The following is a 15,931-nucleotide window of genomic DNA, read 5'->3' as shown; positions in this document are numbered from 1 at the left end:
AATGACTTAAATGGAATTTACGTAAGAAAATGTTTTAGGTAGCTTTGCAAGCAACGCGGGCATTTTTTGTGCCCCAATGTCTTTTGCTAAAAGGCGGCAAGTGATCCTTGCGCTTAAAATAACACCTGGTAAACCTGCTCCTGGTTGGGTATTGGCACCTGCAAAATAAAGCCCTTCAATTTCAGGAGAGGAGTTTGAAGGGCGGAATCCCGCACTTTGCATGAGCCACGGTTCCAATCCGAATGCGTTACCTAAGTGACTGCGCAGAGTAGTTTCAAAATCAAGTGGAGTAAATATACTTTCTGTTACGATGGAATTATTTAAACCAGGTAAAAACTTTTCTTCTAAAAATTTTCTAACGCGTTGCGCAATAATAGGTTTGTATTCTTCCCAATTGGTTTTGCTGGAAAGATTAGGAACCGGAACGAGTGCATAAATAACTTCTCCTCCTGCGGGGGCTAAGGATGCATCGGTGCGAGTGGGAATATGAATGTAAACACTAAAATCTTCAAATTCAACTTTTTTAATAAAAATATCGTCGAGAAGTTCTTTATAACGAGGTCCCAGAGCAATGGTATGTTGGCACAATTCGGGCCACTGTTTATTTGTTCCAAAATACATTAAAAATGCGGACATACTTAAATCAGCGCGATTTAATTTACGAGAAAGTTTTCTAGGATAAGCATCACCTTTTAATACTGTTTTTACGAAGCGATGCATATCGGCATTGACGACTAAATTTTGGCATTCAAAGTGCTTAGATTGCGTTATAATTTCAAATAAACCATTGTTATTTTTTATTACAGTTTCTACTGGTGAAGATAAAAAAGTTTCACCGCCTAATTCAGAAAATCGTTTATGAAATGCGGTGGCAAGAGCGTGCATTCCTCCTATGGGATGATAAACGCCATATGCTCTTTCTAAGCGATTGATCAAGCTATAAACAGCAGATGCGCGGAAGGGGTTACCACCGATTAAAAGAGGATGAAAACTTAAAAATTGTCGCACTTTTTCACTTTTTACGAATCGGGAAACCATAGAATATACGGGACGAATGGCATTTAATTTTAAAAGCTGAGGCGCCACTCCGAGCATACTAAAGGGATTGGAAAAGTTTTTATCGCCTAATTCAATAAAACCTTTTTGAAATATTTTATCCGCTTGATCAAAAAAAGATTTGACTCCCTCAATATCTTCAGGAGAAATATTTTGTATTTCATTTAAAAATTTATTTTCGGAATGATAATGAGAAATGCTTGTGTCATCGTGAAAAACAACTTTATAAAAGGGATCTACAGGAACAAATTGACAATAATCTTCTCGATTTATACCAGACATAGCAAAAATATCGTCAATTAAAAAGGGGGCTGTGATAATAGAAGGTCCTCGATCAAATAAATATCCTTTGCTATTTTCAACATAAGCGCGACCACCAATTTTATCGAGTGCTTCTATCAGAGCTACAGAGAGCCCCATGCTTTGTAATGTGAGCGCGCTTGCTAATCCGCCAAACCCTGCGCCTGCAACAACAACATCATATTTTTTCATAAATATCCTTTTCATTTAATAATTTAGCAACTTTTAAAGGATGCAAACCAAAAATGACTTTTAAAAATATAATTATTTTTTTGAAATGAGAAATGACAACGCGTTTTTTAAAAATAATATTTTTATCGATAAGAATTCGACCTAAAATAGAGCCATAAACAGCGATCATTAATTTAACACATATTTTTGCTCTAAGTGAAGGAATGTATTTAATACCATCTAAAGAGATACGATAATATGAAATAGCAATATTAGATAATTCATGCACCATTTTTGCTTTATTTTCAATATCTATGTGATTGGAAGAAAATAGAGATGAGCCATCCAGCTGAAACTTTTCAAATAGAGATTGTGGAATATAAACTCTTTGCATTTCATAATCTTCTTTAACATCACGCAAGATATTTGTAATTTGCATAGCAAGACCCAGTTTTTCTGCAGCAAATAGAGCCGCATTATTTTCTGGAGTTTGAAAGATTTTAGCCATCATGATGCCAACAACTCCAGCTACGCGATAGCAATATAAATTAAATTCGGTAATGGTTGAGGGTTGTGAAAAATTCTCATCCATGAGCTGACCTTCAAGAAGTTCCTGAAAGTAACATTTTTCAATGTTTAGACTTTCAATTAACATCTTTGCTTGCTTCATAAAGTTTCGCGCTGAATTTATATCAATAACAGCAAATAAGCAATGTGATATATGATTGGTTAAATTACTAATAAATTCTTCTGGAAATTCATAATCTTCAGACCATAGAATATCTAATAATTGATTTGAAAAATTGACACCTTTTTTTTGATTAGTTATAAAGGAATTCTTTTCGTCTGTAGCATCATCTATAATACGGCAGAGCGTATATATAAAATAAGCATTATTTCTTTGTTCAAATGGTAAGACAAGTGATGAAATATAAAAGGATTTTCCATTTGCCCAAGTAATATTTTTACATATATCTTGAAAAGAATAATAACTACTTAAGTCAGATTGTGATTTTATATCTTCTATAATATAGATTTTACGTGATGATAATAAAAATTGGTTTAATTTATGACTGATTTTTATTGGATTTAAAATTTCAATGGTAGATGTTAAATTTTTTGAAGTGGATCTTCTTAAATAAAAAGGTGCTGATTCTATTAATTTATGATGAGTTATTTCTTTAAATAATAATGATTTAATTTTTTTAGGATAAGAAACTCCAAAAATAGAGAGCGCTTTTTTAAGTGTTACATTCTTTTCTTGAGCATCTAGTATTTGTGTTGTTAACGTATTATTGCCTCCTGAAACATAATACATAGAAGACAGTTTAGGAAAATAATAAGCTACCTCATATTGTTCATTTTGTTTTGCATGCCACCAGTACCAATGATCTTTTAAATTGTATAATGATTCAAAACCTGCATTATGATCAAAATATATAGTTGCATTTTGAAAAACACAGCGTTTTATTTGGTTTTTTTGTAACTTATATTTTAAGGGGTAATCATAAAAATCGGAAAAGCGTTTTACTTTATGAGCGAGAGAATTATTATTTTTTATTGTAAATAATTCTATGGCACCTTGAGCATTATTGCCATATTTTAAAAATTGCCAAAAATGATTTCCTTTTTCATTTAACCTAAGGCTGTCAAAATTTTCATTTTCTTGAATATCAATTGGCAGTTGCAAAGTAAAATGAATATATTTTTCAAGAGAATGATCTGGAATCCATAAATCAAGTAAGGGGGTTTCTTTTTTAATCCAGGATATTATTTTACTTATAAATAATTCTTTTTCATTGCCTTTATAAAAGGAATAAGAATATGCGGTAATAGAATTATTTTGATGCCATGTTATATAAACGGAAGGAACTTGTTGATTGTCGCCTTTAATTTCAAAGCAATCATTTAAACTTAAAATACAAACAATATGTGAATTTTCATGAAAAATTTCAATATAAAACCATTCATATTGCGTTTTTTCATTCATTGCTGAAAATATAAGAGGAGATTGATTTTCGATTTTTAAAATTTTAGAATTTTTCATCTCTAGAATATTCATAGTGCCACATTTTCTTTCATGAGAGGTTCATGATAATGTTTATTAATAATAGAGAATATATGCGATTCAATTTCATCAAATGGATTTTTTATAATTTTTGATAAATACTCCTTAGATTTATTTTGAATATGAATTGAATTTAAATCGAATTTATTTATTTCTAATAATTTTTTTGCTTTTAAAAAACAATTATTTAATCCTAATGTTTTTTTAGTGTGTGATAAAAAGTAAGTAGGAAAATTATTATTTTCAAATTCATTACGTGCTTCCGTTTTTTCTTCATCTGTCAATACATCTAAAAATGAAAGAACAACAGCGCTTCTCAGACCTGAGTTTAAATCTTCATATAATTTTCCATTGTTGACATGAGGTATGAAATTTCGAATGTCATCATATATTTGATAAATAATTCCATAGTTTTTAAAGATTTTACCCAAAACAGCAGAAGTTTTTTTGTCCAGATTTAAAATTTTATTCATGCCTTCAATTCCAAAATCAATTAATCTTGATGTCTTTAACGTGGCACATTTATGATAATAATCCCATCTTAAAGAATCGCATTCTTTAAATTGAAGAAGAGGAATCTCATTATCCATGTTAGAGAGATCGAGGGCTTGACCAATATGGCAGTCAAATAAAGTATCAACAGCCTCATTTTTTAAATTTTCGGGCAACTGTTTTAAAGCAAGAAAGTACATCCAATTTCCAGCATTTAATGCCTGTGGTATACCAAATTCAAGATGGAGTGAGTTTTTGCCGCGGCGCTCGGTGCTTCCATCTTCAATGTCGTCTATAACAAGGCTGGCGCAATGCAGAATTTCAACTGCAAGTGCCACTTGAGTTACATTATTTAAAATGTGCTTATCATGTTCTGTGAGATCGCACAGATTTACTGTAAAGTTTTCATTTAAATAATAATTCCGGAACAACCAAAAACAGATCATAGGACGTATCCGTTTAGCTTCTGATAACAAAGCTGATTCCGTTGTTTTAAGCAAGCTTTTTTTAATTGCTTTAAATACTAAAGGATTATTTTGAGAAAAATGAGTATGTATATCATGGGAAATTAAATTATTTAATTTCACTAAAAAATAATCAAAATCGGAATAATATATTTCTTTTTTCAAATAATTCATATCATTTTTATCTCTTTAATGGAGTCATTTTTGTAAAATATGAGAGAAAAGTGAATTAAAAAAACAATAATACCAATTACAAAAATTGGATAAACCATAAATTTTGTGTAATCGAATTCGCTTAATTGAATTTCTGAAGCCAATCCATTTTTGAAAATAGACCAATGTTGTTGTGGCTTACTTACTAAAATAAGCGTTGTAAATGTAGCTCTTAAACCCGACATAGCAAAGTGCATAGAATATTCTAAGCTTGTCAGTCCACCTAGATTTTTGCGACTTTTATTCTCCTCAAAAACATCTAAAAATTCGATAACTAAAGTTAATAATGTTAAAAAAATTCCAATCCATAGATAAAGACCTTGAAAAGTATCTAAAAATAAAAAAAGAACAGTGAAGGGAAATAAAAAAGAATTTGCCGTGTGCAATAAATGTTCTTTTTTACTTTCTTTTATTGCAAAAAGTTTATATTTATAGAGATGAAAATAGATGCCATCTATTGAAGCTATGGTAATGAATATAAATAAAAAAATACAGGCTAAAATCTTTAGTTCTTGCATATAAATCATTTCCAATTAGTAAATTTTTGGATGATATGTTTCGAGATTCTATGAGCTGACTTCATGACCATTGTGACTCCGGCACCAGGGTGAACTCCCGCTCCTACAAAATAGATATTTGGTACTTTAGTAAGACCTGAAAAGTGAAAAGACATAGGCTGATATTCGGATGATGTCGCGCTATAAATTCCTCCTTTAAAACTTCTCGTTCGATTTTCTAATTCTATGGGAGTGATCGTTTTAAATACCGTTCCTTTAAAAGATAAATTAAGTTTTTTTCTACAAATATCAAGAATTTTTTCGGAATATTTATCACAAAAATCCTGGTTCCAAGATATTTCTGATAAATTGTTTGGAGCCATGGCGGAAATATAAAGAATACGCGGTGATATTGATTTATCGGTTGCATGAGGCCAAACTAAGTAAACACAAGGGTCTTCTGGTAAATTAAAATTTTCGCATACATCTATAAAACTTTGGCGCCAACTTTTTGGGAAAATTTTAACATGATGAACAAGAGAAGATGCATCTTTCCAATCAAATAAAATCACAAACTGACTTTCCGATGGTCGTAATGAATTTGTTTTAAGGTAGGAGCTAAAATAATTTTTTAATTGTGTATTAGAAAGCCATTTTTCTGCAGCTACGAAGGGATCGGAGTTTGAGACAATAATGTCGTAGGAAGCAAAGCTTGTTTCATTATTGTTTTTTAAACAAATATTCCAGCTTCGGGGTGAGTCCTCATGAGGGTGTGCTTTTGCCTCAACGACTTCGGTATTGAAATAGAATTTAACGTTGTATTCACATGCTGCTTTGTAGAGTTTGTCTGCAATTGTATAAACACCACCTGCGGGAAACACAATGTCGGAATTGAGTTCGACATGGGCAATACTCAGGATACCACCTTGCGCTTTATCGGGATTTACTCCTACATAACTGGCAAAATGATAGAAAAATTCTCTTAAATTTTTATTAGAAATTAATGAATCAACAACTTTCGTATAAGGTGTTAAAGTTACCTTAGGATGTCGAAAAAATAATCCTGAGGAGAGTGATTTCATTCCGAGGCTCATTGTGGAAGGCGGATCGGTGTGAAAAATATTTTTTTCAGCAAAATCAAAAATATTACTGGATATCTTTAAAATTTGTGAAAAATTTTCGAAGAGTTGATAATCTTTTTCTTTAAAGTATTGCAGTAAATTTTTCTCACCTGCCGGCAAAGTCCAGTCTGTTCCATCTGAAAACACAAGGCGGCACCCTGAAGTTACAGGAATGAGCTGTGGTGGCTCTTTTTGTAAAAGTTGAAAAATTTTGGTAATTTCTTGCGGCAAAGAAATTAAAGTAGGTCCCGTATCCCACGAGAGGCTTTCGCTATTTGTGTAGCGAAACATTTTACCTCCATATTGGCTACTTTGTTCGAATACATCTACTTTAAAGCCTTTTGCTGCTAAAAGTGCGGCGGTAGATAAGCCGCCAACCCCAGAGCCAATAACTGCTACTTTAATTTTTGCTCTCCTAATTTAATTTTATAAAAATACACACTTTACATGTAACATAATAAAAAAAAATTTTCAAGAAATTGAAAATTAACTTTACAAAACTTATTTTTTTTAAATGATAACCCATAATCTTAAAATTTTATTTCAATATAGAATATAATTATAATTTTTTTATTATTATGTTTACTCTTATCGAAATTAAATGTAATTTCATATGATCTGTGTGCTACGTATTCATTTTTACTTTTTTTTAAAGGAAAACTTCATGGAAAATGAAAAAGTTCTTTTGATTAATGGCGGCAATTCAGAAATTAGTAAAAAGTTAATTTCTATTGAATCTTCAAATAAAAAAATTGTTCAAATTGTTCGCGAGCAGCAAGATAGCATGAAAAATGAAGGTGTTTTTTATGCTGATGCGACTCATCCTGAAAAAATAAAAAGTGCAATTCAAAATATTACTGAAAATTATCAGCGTATAGATGAATATGTGCATCTCATTGGCTCCATTGTTTTAAAACCATTGCATAATATGGAAATTGATGATTGGAATAAAGTAATTGATCTCAATTTAAATAGTATTTTTTATGCTTTAAAAAATGTCTTACCAGTTATGCAAAAACAAAAGAGTGGTAATATTATTTTAATTTCATCTGTGGCGGCTCAGGTGGGTTTGATGAATCATGAGGCGATTTCTGCTGCGAAAGGCGCTGTAGAAGCTTTAACGCGCAGTTTATCTATGACATACGCTAATTATGGAATAAGGGTCAATTGTATTGCTCCTTCTCTTACAAATACAAAAATGGCTAAATTTTTAGTGCAAAATGAATTGGCTGTAAAATCAACAGTAACCTTAAATGCTATCAAAAGAATTGGAGAACCTATCGATGTTGCCAACGCTATTTCCTTTTTATTAAGTGATAAGAGTTCGTTTATCACAGGTCAAATTCTATCGGTAGATGGAGGACTATCTCACGTACGTACGCCTCCTAAAATATAAGGAAATTCTTTCTGCATGAAATTTTATAGTAACAAAAAGACAATTTATGAATGAGTTAAATCCCGAAATAGAGGTCTATGACAATGTGATCATCGGCGCAGGTGCAGGGGGATTGGCTGCGGCAAAACTAGTTGCTCTTTCGCAAATTCATGAAAAAAATGCGCTGTTTGAACAGCACGATTCTCCTGGGGGCTGCGCGGGTTACTTTGCTAGGGGGCATCCAAAATCATTATATGATGTGGGAGCAACGCAGCTTGTTGCGCTTCATGAAGGAGAACTGCAAAGTAAATTATTTTCAATTGGTTTTGAAAATGCGACTTCTGAATGGCACTTCGATAAAATTGAAAATATTCATTTTCATTTTCCCAATGACAAAACTGTTGTGTCCATAGATTCAGAATCTAATGTCATTGTTAAAAGTGGGGAGTTAAATTATGATGAACAGCATGTGTTACAAAAAATATTTTTATTTTCAAATAATGTAACACGCCCACTTTGGGAGTCATTAGGAAAAATTCCAAAAATACCAATGTATTCCTTTTTAGAGTTATTTTCAAATATTAAGATTTTTGTAAAAATTAAAAATAAGTTGACAATTTTATTTTTAACATTTTTGAATTTTAATATGCTCACAAAATTAATGGGTCTTAAAAATCATCATTTTAAAAGTAAAAATGTAATAAACTCATTATTGCTTGATACTGTTCAAAATGAAATGAAGAAAGTACCCTCTCTATTTGGAATTATGGGGCTTAGTATATTAGGATACGGCATATATCGCTTGCAAGGAGGTATGCGCACTTACTTTTATAAATTGTCATTACAAATTCAAAAAAAAGGATTAAAAATATCCTATGGACATGAACTTAAATCTATTCAAATAATTGACGCAGGTTTTTTATTAGATGTTTATGACAAAAGACATCATATAAATAAAAAAATATTAGTGAAAAAAAATCTATTTTTAAATTTGACTTTGTGGAATATTTTAAAAATTTTTAATGAAAAAAATTCTTTTACCAAAAAACTTCAAAATAAACTGCTGAAGCAGGAGTCTTGGGGTGCTTGCGCTCTCTATGGTTATTTTGAAAATAAGGAGAGTTTTCCTCAATTACCCTGGTATCATCAGATATTTAGTAGTCATAATGAAATAATAGAATTAAACAGTTCTTTATATTTATCTGTTTATCAAGCAGAAGAAAATAATCATTTAAGACACTTTACTGCAACGATTCATATGGACATAAAGTTATATAATGAGGTATTAAAAACAACATACCATGAAAAATTAAGAGAACGTCTTGAAAATGCTCTGCAAATTAAAGTTATAGAGAGCGAATTTGCAACCCCTAAAACCTATGAAAAATATACCTTACGTTCCGATGGGAAAGTTGGGGGTTTTATAACAAATTCCTATAACATGATTTTTCCTGCAACACCGAGTGAATTTAAGCATCCTAATAAAATATCTAAATTATATATTGTAGGAGATTCTGTTTTTCCAGGACAGGGAGTCGTTTCAAGTTCATTAAGCGGTATTATTGCTTGGGAAAGAGCTTTTAATCAGAGGTTTTCTAATTTAAAATAATTTTTTTTCAATCATGAACTATACAAGACTGATTACTTTCCTGCGCTTGAATTGATAAGGGAATACCAGGACTTGAAAAATGAAATTGAACTTTAGCGCAAAGATTTGTTTCACACGCAACGCAATTGCGCATACTTAATATAGAGGTGAAAACTTTTTTTCCATTTTTATTTGACTGCATAACCGGTTCTTCAAAATCTAATACTAAATTTGAATTTAAAGTATGGTGTGATTGGAGTTTTTTATTAAAATCTAATGGATTTACAGCTGTTTCAACCAAATAACCAGCTGGAGAAATAATATAATAAGAATCCATACCATCACCTAAAGAAACAAAATCAATAAGGGTGAATTTGCCAAATGATTTTACTTTTAAACTATCATAAGAAAAATCTTTTAATGTGAGGAGGCGTTTTGTCTGCTCACACTCTTTTATTTTGTTAAGATATTTTTCCACACATTCTTTATCTTTAAATGGACTTTCAGATTCAATAGGGCATTTTTGAATAATTTCATTGCATATTTTATATTCATTAAATTTAAATCCGCCAGATAAAAAAGGATGGTATTCATACCAATTTGATTTTTTAATGGCATGAGCATGGGCGGAAATAAAAAGTGCGAATAATACAAAAAAATAAGGTTTTAATGAATTTTTAGCAATTTGAATGAATTTAACTTTACAGTAAAACATAAAAACTCTCTATTTTAAAAAGGAATGGCCAAGATTCTTATAAATTAACAATATGGGTAAAAGTGACAGATTTGATATTATGAAGTAACAGAGAAAATCTCACCTGACTCAAAATTTATAACAGGTAAAATTTTTTTTAAAAGAGTTATTTTCGCTTTTATTCCATATTCTCAAAGTTAATTAATTTTATAAAATGAGAAAAGATTCATAGGAGACTATGAATCTAAATAAGTAAGATAAACTTTGAAGTTCAATGATAACATGGTGTTAAAATTCAAAATCCAAACAGGAGACATCGGGAGAAATCACATTTGCAATATAAGATTTCGCTTCCGGTAACACATGGTGGGTAAAGAATTTTGCTGTTTTAATTTTGTTACTATAAAAGCGTTTGTCTCCGGCGGAAACATTCCCTGCCGTGAGCTTTTCATGAGCTAAAACCGCTTGTTCAAGTAACATCCCACATATAATGGTGTGACCAAATGCCATAAGATAAGGGTAAGCATTTAAAATGGCGGCGTGTTTGTTACCTTTTTTAGCGATTTCAGCCATATGCATCGCAGCTTTGCCTATTCTGCCCACATAATCACCGAGCATAAGTATTTCTGCGCTCAGTGCTTTATGATCTTTATTTTTCTCCACAAATTTTCCATGTTTTCCAAGCCATGCCGCGAAAATTGCGCCATCTTCCATTCGCATTTTACGTCCAACAAGATCGAGAGCTTGAATGCCGTTGGTACCTTCATAAATCGAAGTGATTTTAGAATCCCTTAAAAGCTGTTCCACAGGATAATCTTTGGTAAAGCCATATCCTCCAAAGGTTTGTATGGACTGAATAATGGAATAAAAGCCCATATCCGTACACCAAGCTTTCATAATTGGAGTCAGTAATTCTAAAAAGCCATGCGCCTTTTTCTTGTCGGCATCGTTTGCTCCATGCTCTGATTCATCATGCATAAGTGCTGTGGTGTAACAAAGAGCACGCATGCCTTCGACGATACTTCTTTGTCTGAGTAACATCCGTTTGACATCGGGGTGGTTTACGATAGCAATACGAGCGGGATTTTTAGCATCTTTTTTGGCGGCAATATCTACGCCTTGTATACGTTCTTTGGCATAATATTCTGCATTTAAAAAGGCAACGGAAGCTTGGCCTAAACCTTGTAGACCCACGCCAATGCGCGCCTCATTCATCATTAAAAACATGTAATTTATACCTTGGTTTTCTTTTCCAATTAAGTAGCCTTGGCAATTATCATTATCTCCAAAACCCATGAGGCAGGTTGAATTTCCATGAATTCCCATTTTTTCTTCTAGGGAAATACAGTAAAGATCATTTTTATCTAGTATTTTTCCAGATGTTTTATCTATGCGATACTTAGGAACTACAAATAAACTCACACCTTCAATTCCTGCGGGCGCTCCTTCAATACGCGCAAGAACTAAATGGAGAATATTTTCTGTGAAATCGTTTTCACCACCTGAAATCCATTGTTTCACGCCTTTAATAAGAAAAGAACCATCTTTCGCGCGTTTTGCTGTGGAGCGCAAATCACCCACGGCACTTCCGGCAGAGGGTTCTGTTAAACACATAGTTCCTGTCCATGATCCCGAAGCAATTTTAGGGATACAGGTTTCTCGCATCCAATCTTCGCCAAAGTGTTGAATGACGTGCGATGCTGATTTTGTCAGCCCCGGATACATGGTAAAGGCTTGATTGGCGCTCGAAAATATTTCCATAAACACAGAGGCAATCACGCCTGGGGCTTGAATACCTCCCGCTTCTTCGGAGTCGGCAAGAGTGAGAAAACCATTTTCCACAAATTGTTTATAAGCTTCTTTTGTGCCAGGAGGTGTTGTTACGGCTTTCGTTTCTTTATTGTGAGTGCAGCCCACACGATCGCCCACTTTATTTAGGGGACCTAAATGTTGATTACAGAGTGAGATTGCAGAAGTGAGCATTTCTCCAACAGAATCAATGGAGTGCTCAGAATAATAGGGAAGATCAAATAATTTTTGAATTTTTAAATATTCAAATAATACAAATTCAATTTCTCTTCTGTCAATCATAAAAGCGCTAGATGCTGCTGCCATTCTTAAGTTCTCCTAGCTGTTACTTTAAATTTTTGCAAAATAAGACTCTTTTAAAAATCCTCTAATCAGGGTCTTTTTCTGTTGCAAACCATTTATCGTCCGAATCACCCAAAATTATGGAAGCAAATTGAGATGAATACTCTGTATCTGCTTTAAGAGTGGCAAAGTCAGAGTCTGATCGCGCAAGTTCAATTAGATTTTTATCTTCAATAAGAGCAAGTTTCAAGTTTTGCAGAGCTTCACTTTTTTTACCGAGTAAAGCAAGCATACAGGCTTTGTTATAAATGTATATGGCTGTTTTAGGATGAATTTTTAATGCAGATTCAAAGTCATTTAAAGCTTTTACATAACTATTATTTTTATAAAATGTAATTGCTCTTTCTGCGTAAAGGTCATCTTTAGTGTTGTCTAATGCAATAGCTTTGCTGTACATTTCAATAGAGTCATCGTATTTTTTATTATTTCTAAAAATTTCACCATAAATAGAATAGGATAATAAATAATCAGGTTCTTCCTTCATTAAATATTTTAATGAGCTTTCCAAAATATAAAGTGAATTTAATTTTTTATATTCTGTTACTAAGGAAGCATAAAACTGTTTATTATCAAATCCTGTTTGAGCTGTATACACCGCCGCAAGAGCAGCATCTTCTTTATTTTTATTTTTAAAGTTTGCCATGGAAATATGAGCATAAACTAAAGATTTTGCAGAATGTGTAATATATTTTCTTTTAGATAAGGTGATAAGTAATTTATTTAAATTTTCTAAGGCGGGTTTAAATTTGTTTTGATAACTATATTGCATAACAGCGAGTTGTAACCTTGCTTCTATATCGTTACCTAAAGCAATTGCTTTTTCAAAAGCCATTGTGGCTTCAGAATAATTTTTAGTATTTGCATATGCTAACGCTGCTTTGTGCCAAAGCCATCTATCGGGGTGCTTTTTAGCAAATTCTTTTAAAGATTTTCCTATAGATTCTGCTGTATTTATTTTTAATAACGCTGTGGTTGCGGATTGAGAAATATCGTCTGTGGTGGCGCCATTGCGGAGGGCTAATTCAACATTATCTAAGGATTCTTGAGGTGATTTATCAGAAAGAATACGGGCTTTTTCAATATACGTATCAAGATGATTTGGATATTTATTAAAAATCTCCGCATATAAATCTTCTGCTGCTTTAGATTGTCCCGAATAATAAAGGACTTCTGCTTTTGCAAAGTTACACTTCGGACGTTCGGGAGCAATTGCATAAGCTTCGTTAATTAATTCAATGCTTTTTTGTAATTCATAGGGATGTCTGTTCCCTTGGGCAACTTGAACTTGAATTAATTTTGCAATTTCAATATAGGAATCAATGTTATTTGGATTTTGTCTTATACTTTCTATTAATAATTTTTCCGCTTTATCTTGTTCGCCAGGCAACGCATTCACGATAATTTCGCGTGCTTCCTTGTAAAGTTTTAAAGAAGAATCAAAGCTAAATTTTGTAACTTTATTTTGCTTTGTGTTATCAACATTCCCTGCTTCACTCCCAAATGCATAATGCGGTAGGGTAAGTGAGCCCATTAATGTGATATAAATTAATCTTGTATATCTCAAAAAATGATCCTTCCTCAACACGATCACTGTGTTGCGAAGCTGACAATAACTTTGCCGTTTATCGGTGGTTTTTTGAATTAGTTGAATTTCAATGTATTTTTAAAATAAATAATTGTTATTATTTGGTTTTTTTATTTTAATTTGGCACTTGATAGGCTATACATTGTGGCTTATGCCCAATTGATTCTTTTAAGTTCAATAGGACATGATTGAAATTTAGAAAGTAGGTTCTATGCGCACTTTGTTGTTTTATTTAGGATATCTTTATTATCTTGTGTTGGTAAAAACCACAAAAATAAAATTAATTGGATTTGATCAAGTTCAAAATACTTGGAAAAGTGGTAGAAATGTTGTGTTTTGCTGCCCACACAATGCCATTCTTGCCTGCTTTGTGGGCGTGGATTCCGCAGATCGTCCCAATGTTGTCCTCATTTCAAGCTTAAGTAGTGATGGGGAATTGGTGGCTAAGTTATTGATAAAAAGACGCTTTGAAATGATCCGCGGATCTTCCAGCCGTGGTGGCAGAAAGGCCTTACTCGAATTGCAACAGGCGGGCAAGCTAGGTAAAAGTTTAGGCCTCGCCTTTGACGGCCCTAAAGGCCCCCCCTTTGTCCCCAAAAGAGGAATTATAGGCTGTGCCCGCGCCGTGGAAGGCCCTCTGTATTTTATTCACGCCCATGTTTTAAAAGGAAGAATATTTGGCTTTCCAAAAGGAATTCGCGTTAATTCTTGGGATAGATTTTTAATTCCGTTACCTTTTTCAGAAATTACCGTCCACTTTGAAAAAATTCCCGAAAAAGAAGAGATAAATATTTTAGATGACTCACAATATGAAGAATATGTCTTAAAAGATGTGGAAAAAAGAGCCACTGATGTTTATAGTGGGATTTATATTAATTGAGGCTAGATTGTTAATTGAATTAACTGGCCATTATTTATATGTTTTTCAAACGCTTCTAAAAGTATTATATTAAGCTATTTGTTTTCATTCATATCTGCAAATAACATTCACTCCCTTTTTAAATAATGGAATAAAAATTTATAAAATAAATTTTTATTCCAATTTATTAAAATTTTAAGTTGTGTTTAGTCAAAAAATTATATTAATTAGGTTTATTATTTTTTAATAACAAAGATTTTTTATGCTCAAAAAAATAAAATTAAAAAACCATAACCAAAATTATTTCAATAATAGACAGTTTAATAAATAATTGACTTCTAAAAACAAATATTTTAATACACAGATACAAATTTCTGTAACTAAACAAATATATTCTTAAAGGAGATATATATGAAAAAACTTGCTTATGCATCTTTAGTTTTATTTTCTACATCTGCTTTTGCTCATAATTTACCAGCAAATACAACTTGGCAAAGTGATTATGTTGTTGGAAAAGGTACCTATAGTCTTCAAGTTACTTCAAAAGTAAACGTTTCTATTACAGAAAATCTTAATGGATGCTTTTTTAATTACTTAGGGCGTGTTGAAGGTTGTACATTAATGGCGACAACTTCAACAAAAGGAAGATTGGTTGTTAAACCAGTGGCAACAGATCATATGACAACACTTTATTTCTTAGAAAATAGCAATTATGAAGTTGTGCATAATTTAGGCGAAGAAGCAAATGGATATATTCGTTTGCTTAGAATAGATCAAAATGGTCAGGTTGAAGATTCTGTGAGACTATTTAAAAAATAATTTTAATTTTTATTAGTTGATAAATTTTATTTTAAAAAAAATATGATAATTAATTGAATTAAAGTCCAATAGAAATTTGAATAAAATTCTTATTGGGCTTATAACTATTTTTATGAGTAAATATTTTTAATTATGTTAATGTGAAATTAAATTACCAAAGAGTACTGCTCTATTGACAGTATTTTTTAAATCGAGACATTTATTACCAATCCCTCAGATTTCAAAAGCATATAAAGCCAGTAGAAACGGCAATATCGTTGCCGTGTAAAAAACGAGCTCTTCCCAATATAAGGCCATTCGAGCTCGCAACTGCTACCAGAATTCATATCTAAAATTGTCTATGATAATAAAGAAAACCTTAGAAGTATTCAAATATAAGTAAAGTTCGAAATATAATTAGAGTGCGAATTTTTTAACATTTTCCTCTTAAAAAAATCATAGGTAGAAGGAAATTTGGAAAAAGAAAATGACTACTTTT

The 15,931-nt window shown here is 31.9% G+C and carries 12 protein-coding genes; 4 read left to right on the top strand and 8 right to left on the bottom strand.

Annotation, left to right across the window (positions count from 1 at the left end; translation table 11 throughout):
• Positions 1–6: 6 nt before the first annotated feature.
• The 5 genes from crtI to AXG55_RS09085 are packed head-to-tail and all read right to left on the bottom strand — an operon-like array spanning position 7 to position 6,772.
• Positions 7–1,548, bottom strand: a complete 1,542-nt coding sequence (gene crtI, locus AXG55_RS09105; RefSeq protein WP_233231107.1) for a phytoene desaturase family protein — start codon at positions 1,546–1,548, stop codon at positions 7–9.
• Positions 1,535–3,589 carry a squalene/phytoene synthase family protein gene (locus AXG55_RS09100; protein ID WP_148697812.1) on the bottom strand — a complete coding sequence of 685 codons (2,055 nt, stop codon included), beginning with the start codon at positions 3,587–3,589 and terminating at the stop codon, positions 1,535–1,537. Before AXG55_RS09100 ends, crtI begins: the two co-directional genes overlap by 14 nt.
• A complete protein-coding gene (locus AXG55_RS09095) occupies positions 3,586–4,725 on the bottom strand; it encodes a polyprenyl synthetase family protein (protein WP_148697811.1) in 1,140 nt (379 codons plus the stop codon). The genes AXG55_RS09100 and AXG55_RS09095 overlap by 4 nt, the downstream gene beginning before the upstream one ends.
• Complete coding sequence (locus AXG55_RS09090; RefSeq protein WP_148697810.1) at positions 4,722–5,282, bottom strand: hypothetical protein; 561 nt, start codon at positions 5,280–5,282, stop codon at positions 4,722–4,724. The genes AXG55_RS09095 and AXG55_RS09090 overlap by 4 nt, the downstream gene beginning before the upstream one ends.
• Positions 5,283–5,287: 5 nt before the next feature.
• On the bottom strand, positions 5,288–6,772 hold the full coding sequence (locus AXG55_RS09085) for a phytoene desaturase family protein (protein ID WP_237244009.1): 1,485 nt from the start codon (positions 6,770–6,772) through the stop codon (positions 5,288–5,290).
• A gap of 274 nt (positions 6,773–7,046) precedes the next feature.
• Between AXG55_RS09085 and AXG55_RS09080 the strand changes: the two genes are divergently transcribed.
• Together AXG55_RS09080 and AXG55_RS09075 are read left to right on the top strand one after the other, a co-directional pair.
• Positions 7,047–7,778, top strand: coding sequence for an SDR family NAD(P)-dependent oxidoreductase (locus AXG55_RS09080; RefSeq protein ID WP_233231106.1), 732 nt, complete (start codon positions 7,047–7,049; stop codon positions 7,776–7,778).
• Between the two features lie 46 nt (positions 7,779–7,824).
• Complete coding sequence (locus AXG55_RS09075) at positions 7,825–9,366, top strand: NAD(P)-binding protein (RefSeq protein ID WP_148697807.1); 1,542 nt, start codon at positions 7,825–7,827, stop codon at positions 9,364–9,366.
• 7 nt (positions 9,367–9,373) lie between these two features.
• On the opposite strand, the gene AXG55_RS09070 is transcribed toward AXG55_RS09075, so the two are convergent.
• The 3 genes from AXG55_RS09070 to AXG55_RS09060 form a co-directional block, all read right to left on the bottom strand.
• A complete protein-coding gene (locus tag AXG55_RS09070) occupies positions 9,374–10,060 on the bottom strand; it encodes a hypothetical protein (protein ID WP_148697806.1) in 687 nt (228 codons plus the stop codon).
• Positions 10,061–10,327: 267 nt separating this feature from the next.
• Positions 10,328–12,154, bottom strand: coding sequence for an acyl-CoA dehydrogenase (locus AXG55_RS09065; RefSeq protein ID WP_148697805.1), 1,827 nt, complete (start codon positions 12,152–12,154; stop codon positions 10,328–10,330).
• A 61-nt stretch (positions 12,155–12,215) separates the two neighbouring features.
• Entirely contained in the window at positions 12,216–13,754 is a 1,539-nt protein-coding gene (locus AXG55_RS09060) for a tetratricopeptide repeat protein (RefSeq protein WP_148697804.1), read from the bottom strand.
• 232 nt (positions 13,755–13,986) lie between these two features.
• On the opposite strand from AXG55_RS09060, the gene AXG55_RS09055 reads away from it, so the two are divergent.
• Both AXG55_RS09055 and AXG55_RS09050 read left to right on the top strand, forming a co-directional pair.
• Entirely contained in the window at positions 13,987–14,655 is a 669-nt protein-coding gene (locus tag AXG55_RS09055) for a lysophospholipid acyltransferase family protein (protein WP_148697803.1), read from the top strand.
• A 390-nt stretch (positions 14,656–15,045) separates the two neighbouring features.
• Positions 15,046–15,453 carry a hypothetical protein gene (locus tag AXG55_RS09050; protein ID WP_148697802.1) on the top strand — a complete coding sequence of 136 codons (408 nt, stop codon included), beginning with the start codon at positions 15,046–15,048 and terminating at the stop codon, positions 15,451–15,453.
• Positions 15,454–15,931 lie beyond the last annotated feature (478 nt).

Origin of the sequence: Silvanigrella aquatica (assembly GCF_001907975.1) — a bacterium.
GTDB lineage: Bacteria > Bdellovibrionota_B > Oligoflexia > Silvanigrellales > Silvanigrellaceae > Silvanigrella > Silvanigrella aquatica.
This window is presented reverse-complemented; position numbering and strand designations above follow the sequence as displayed.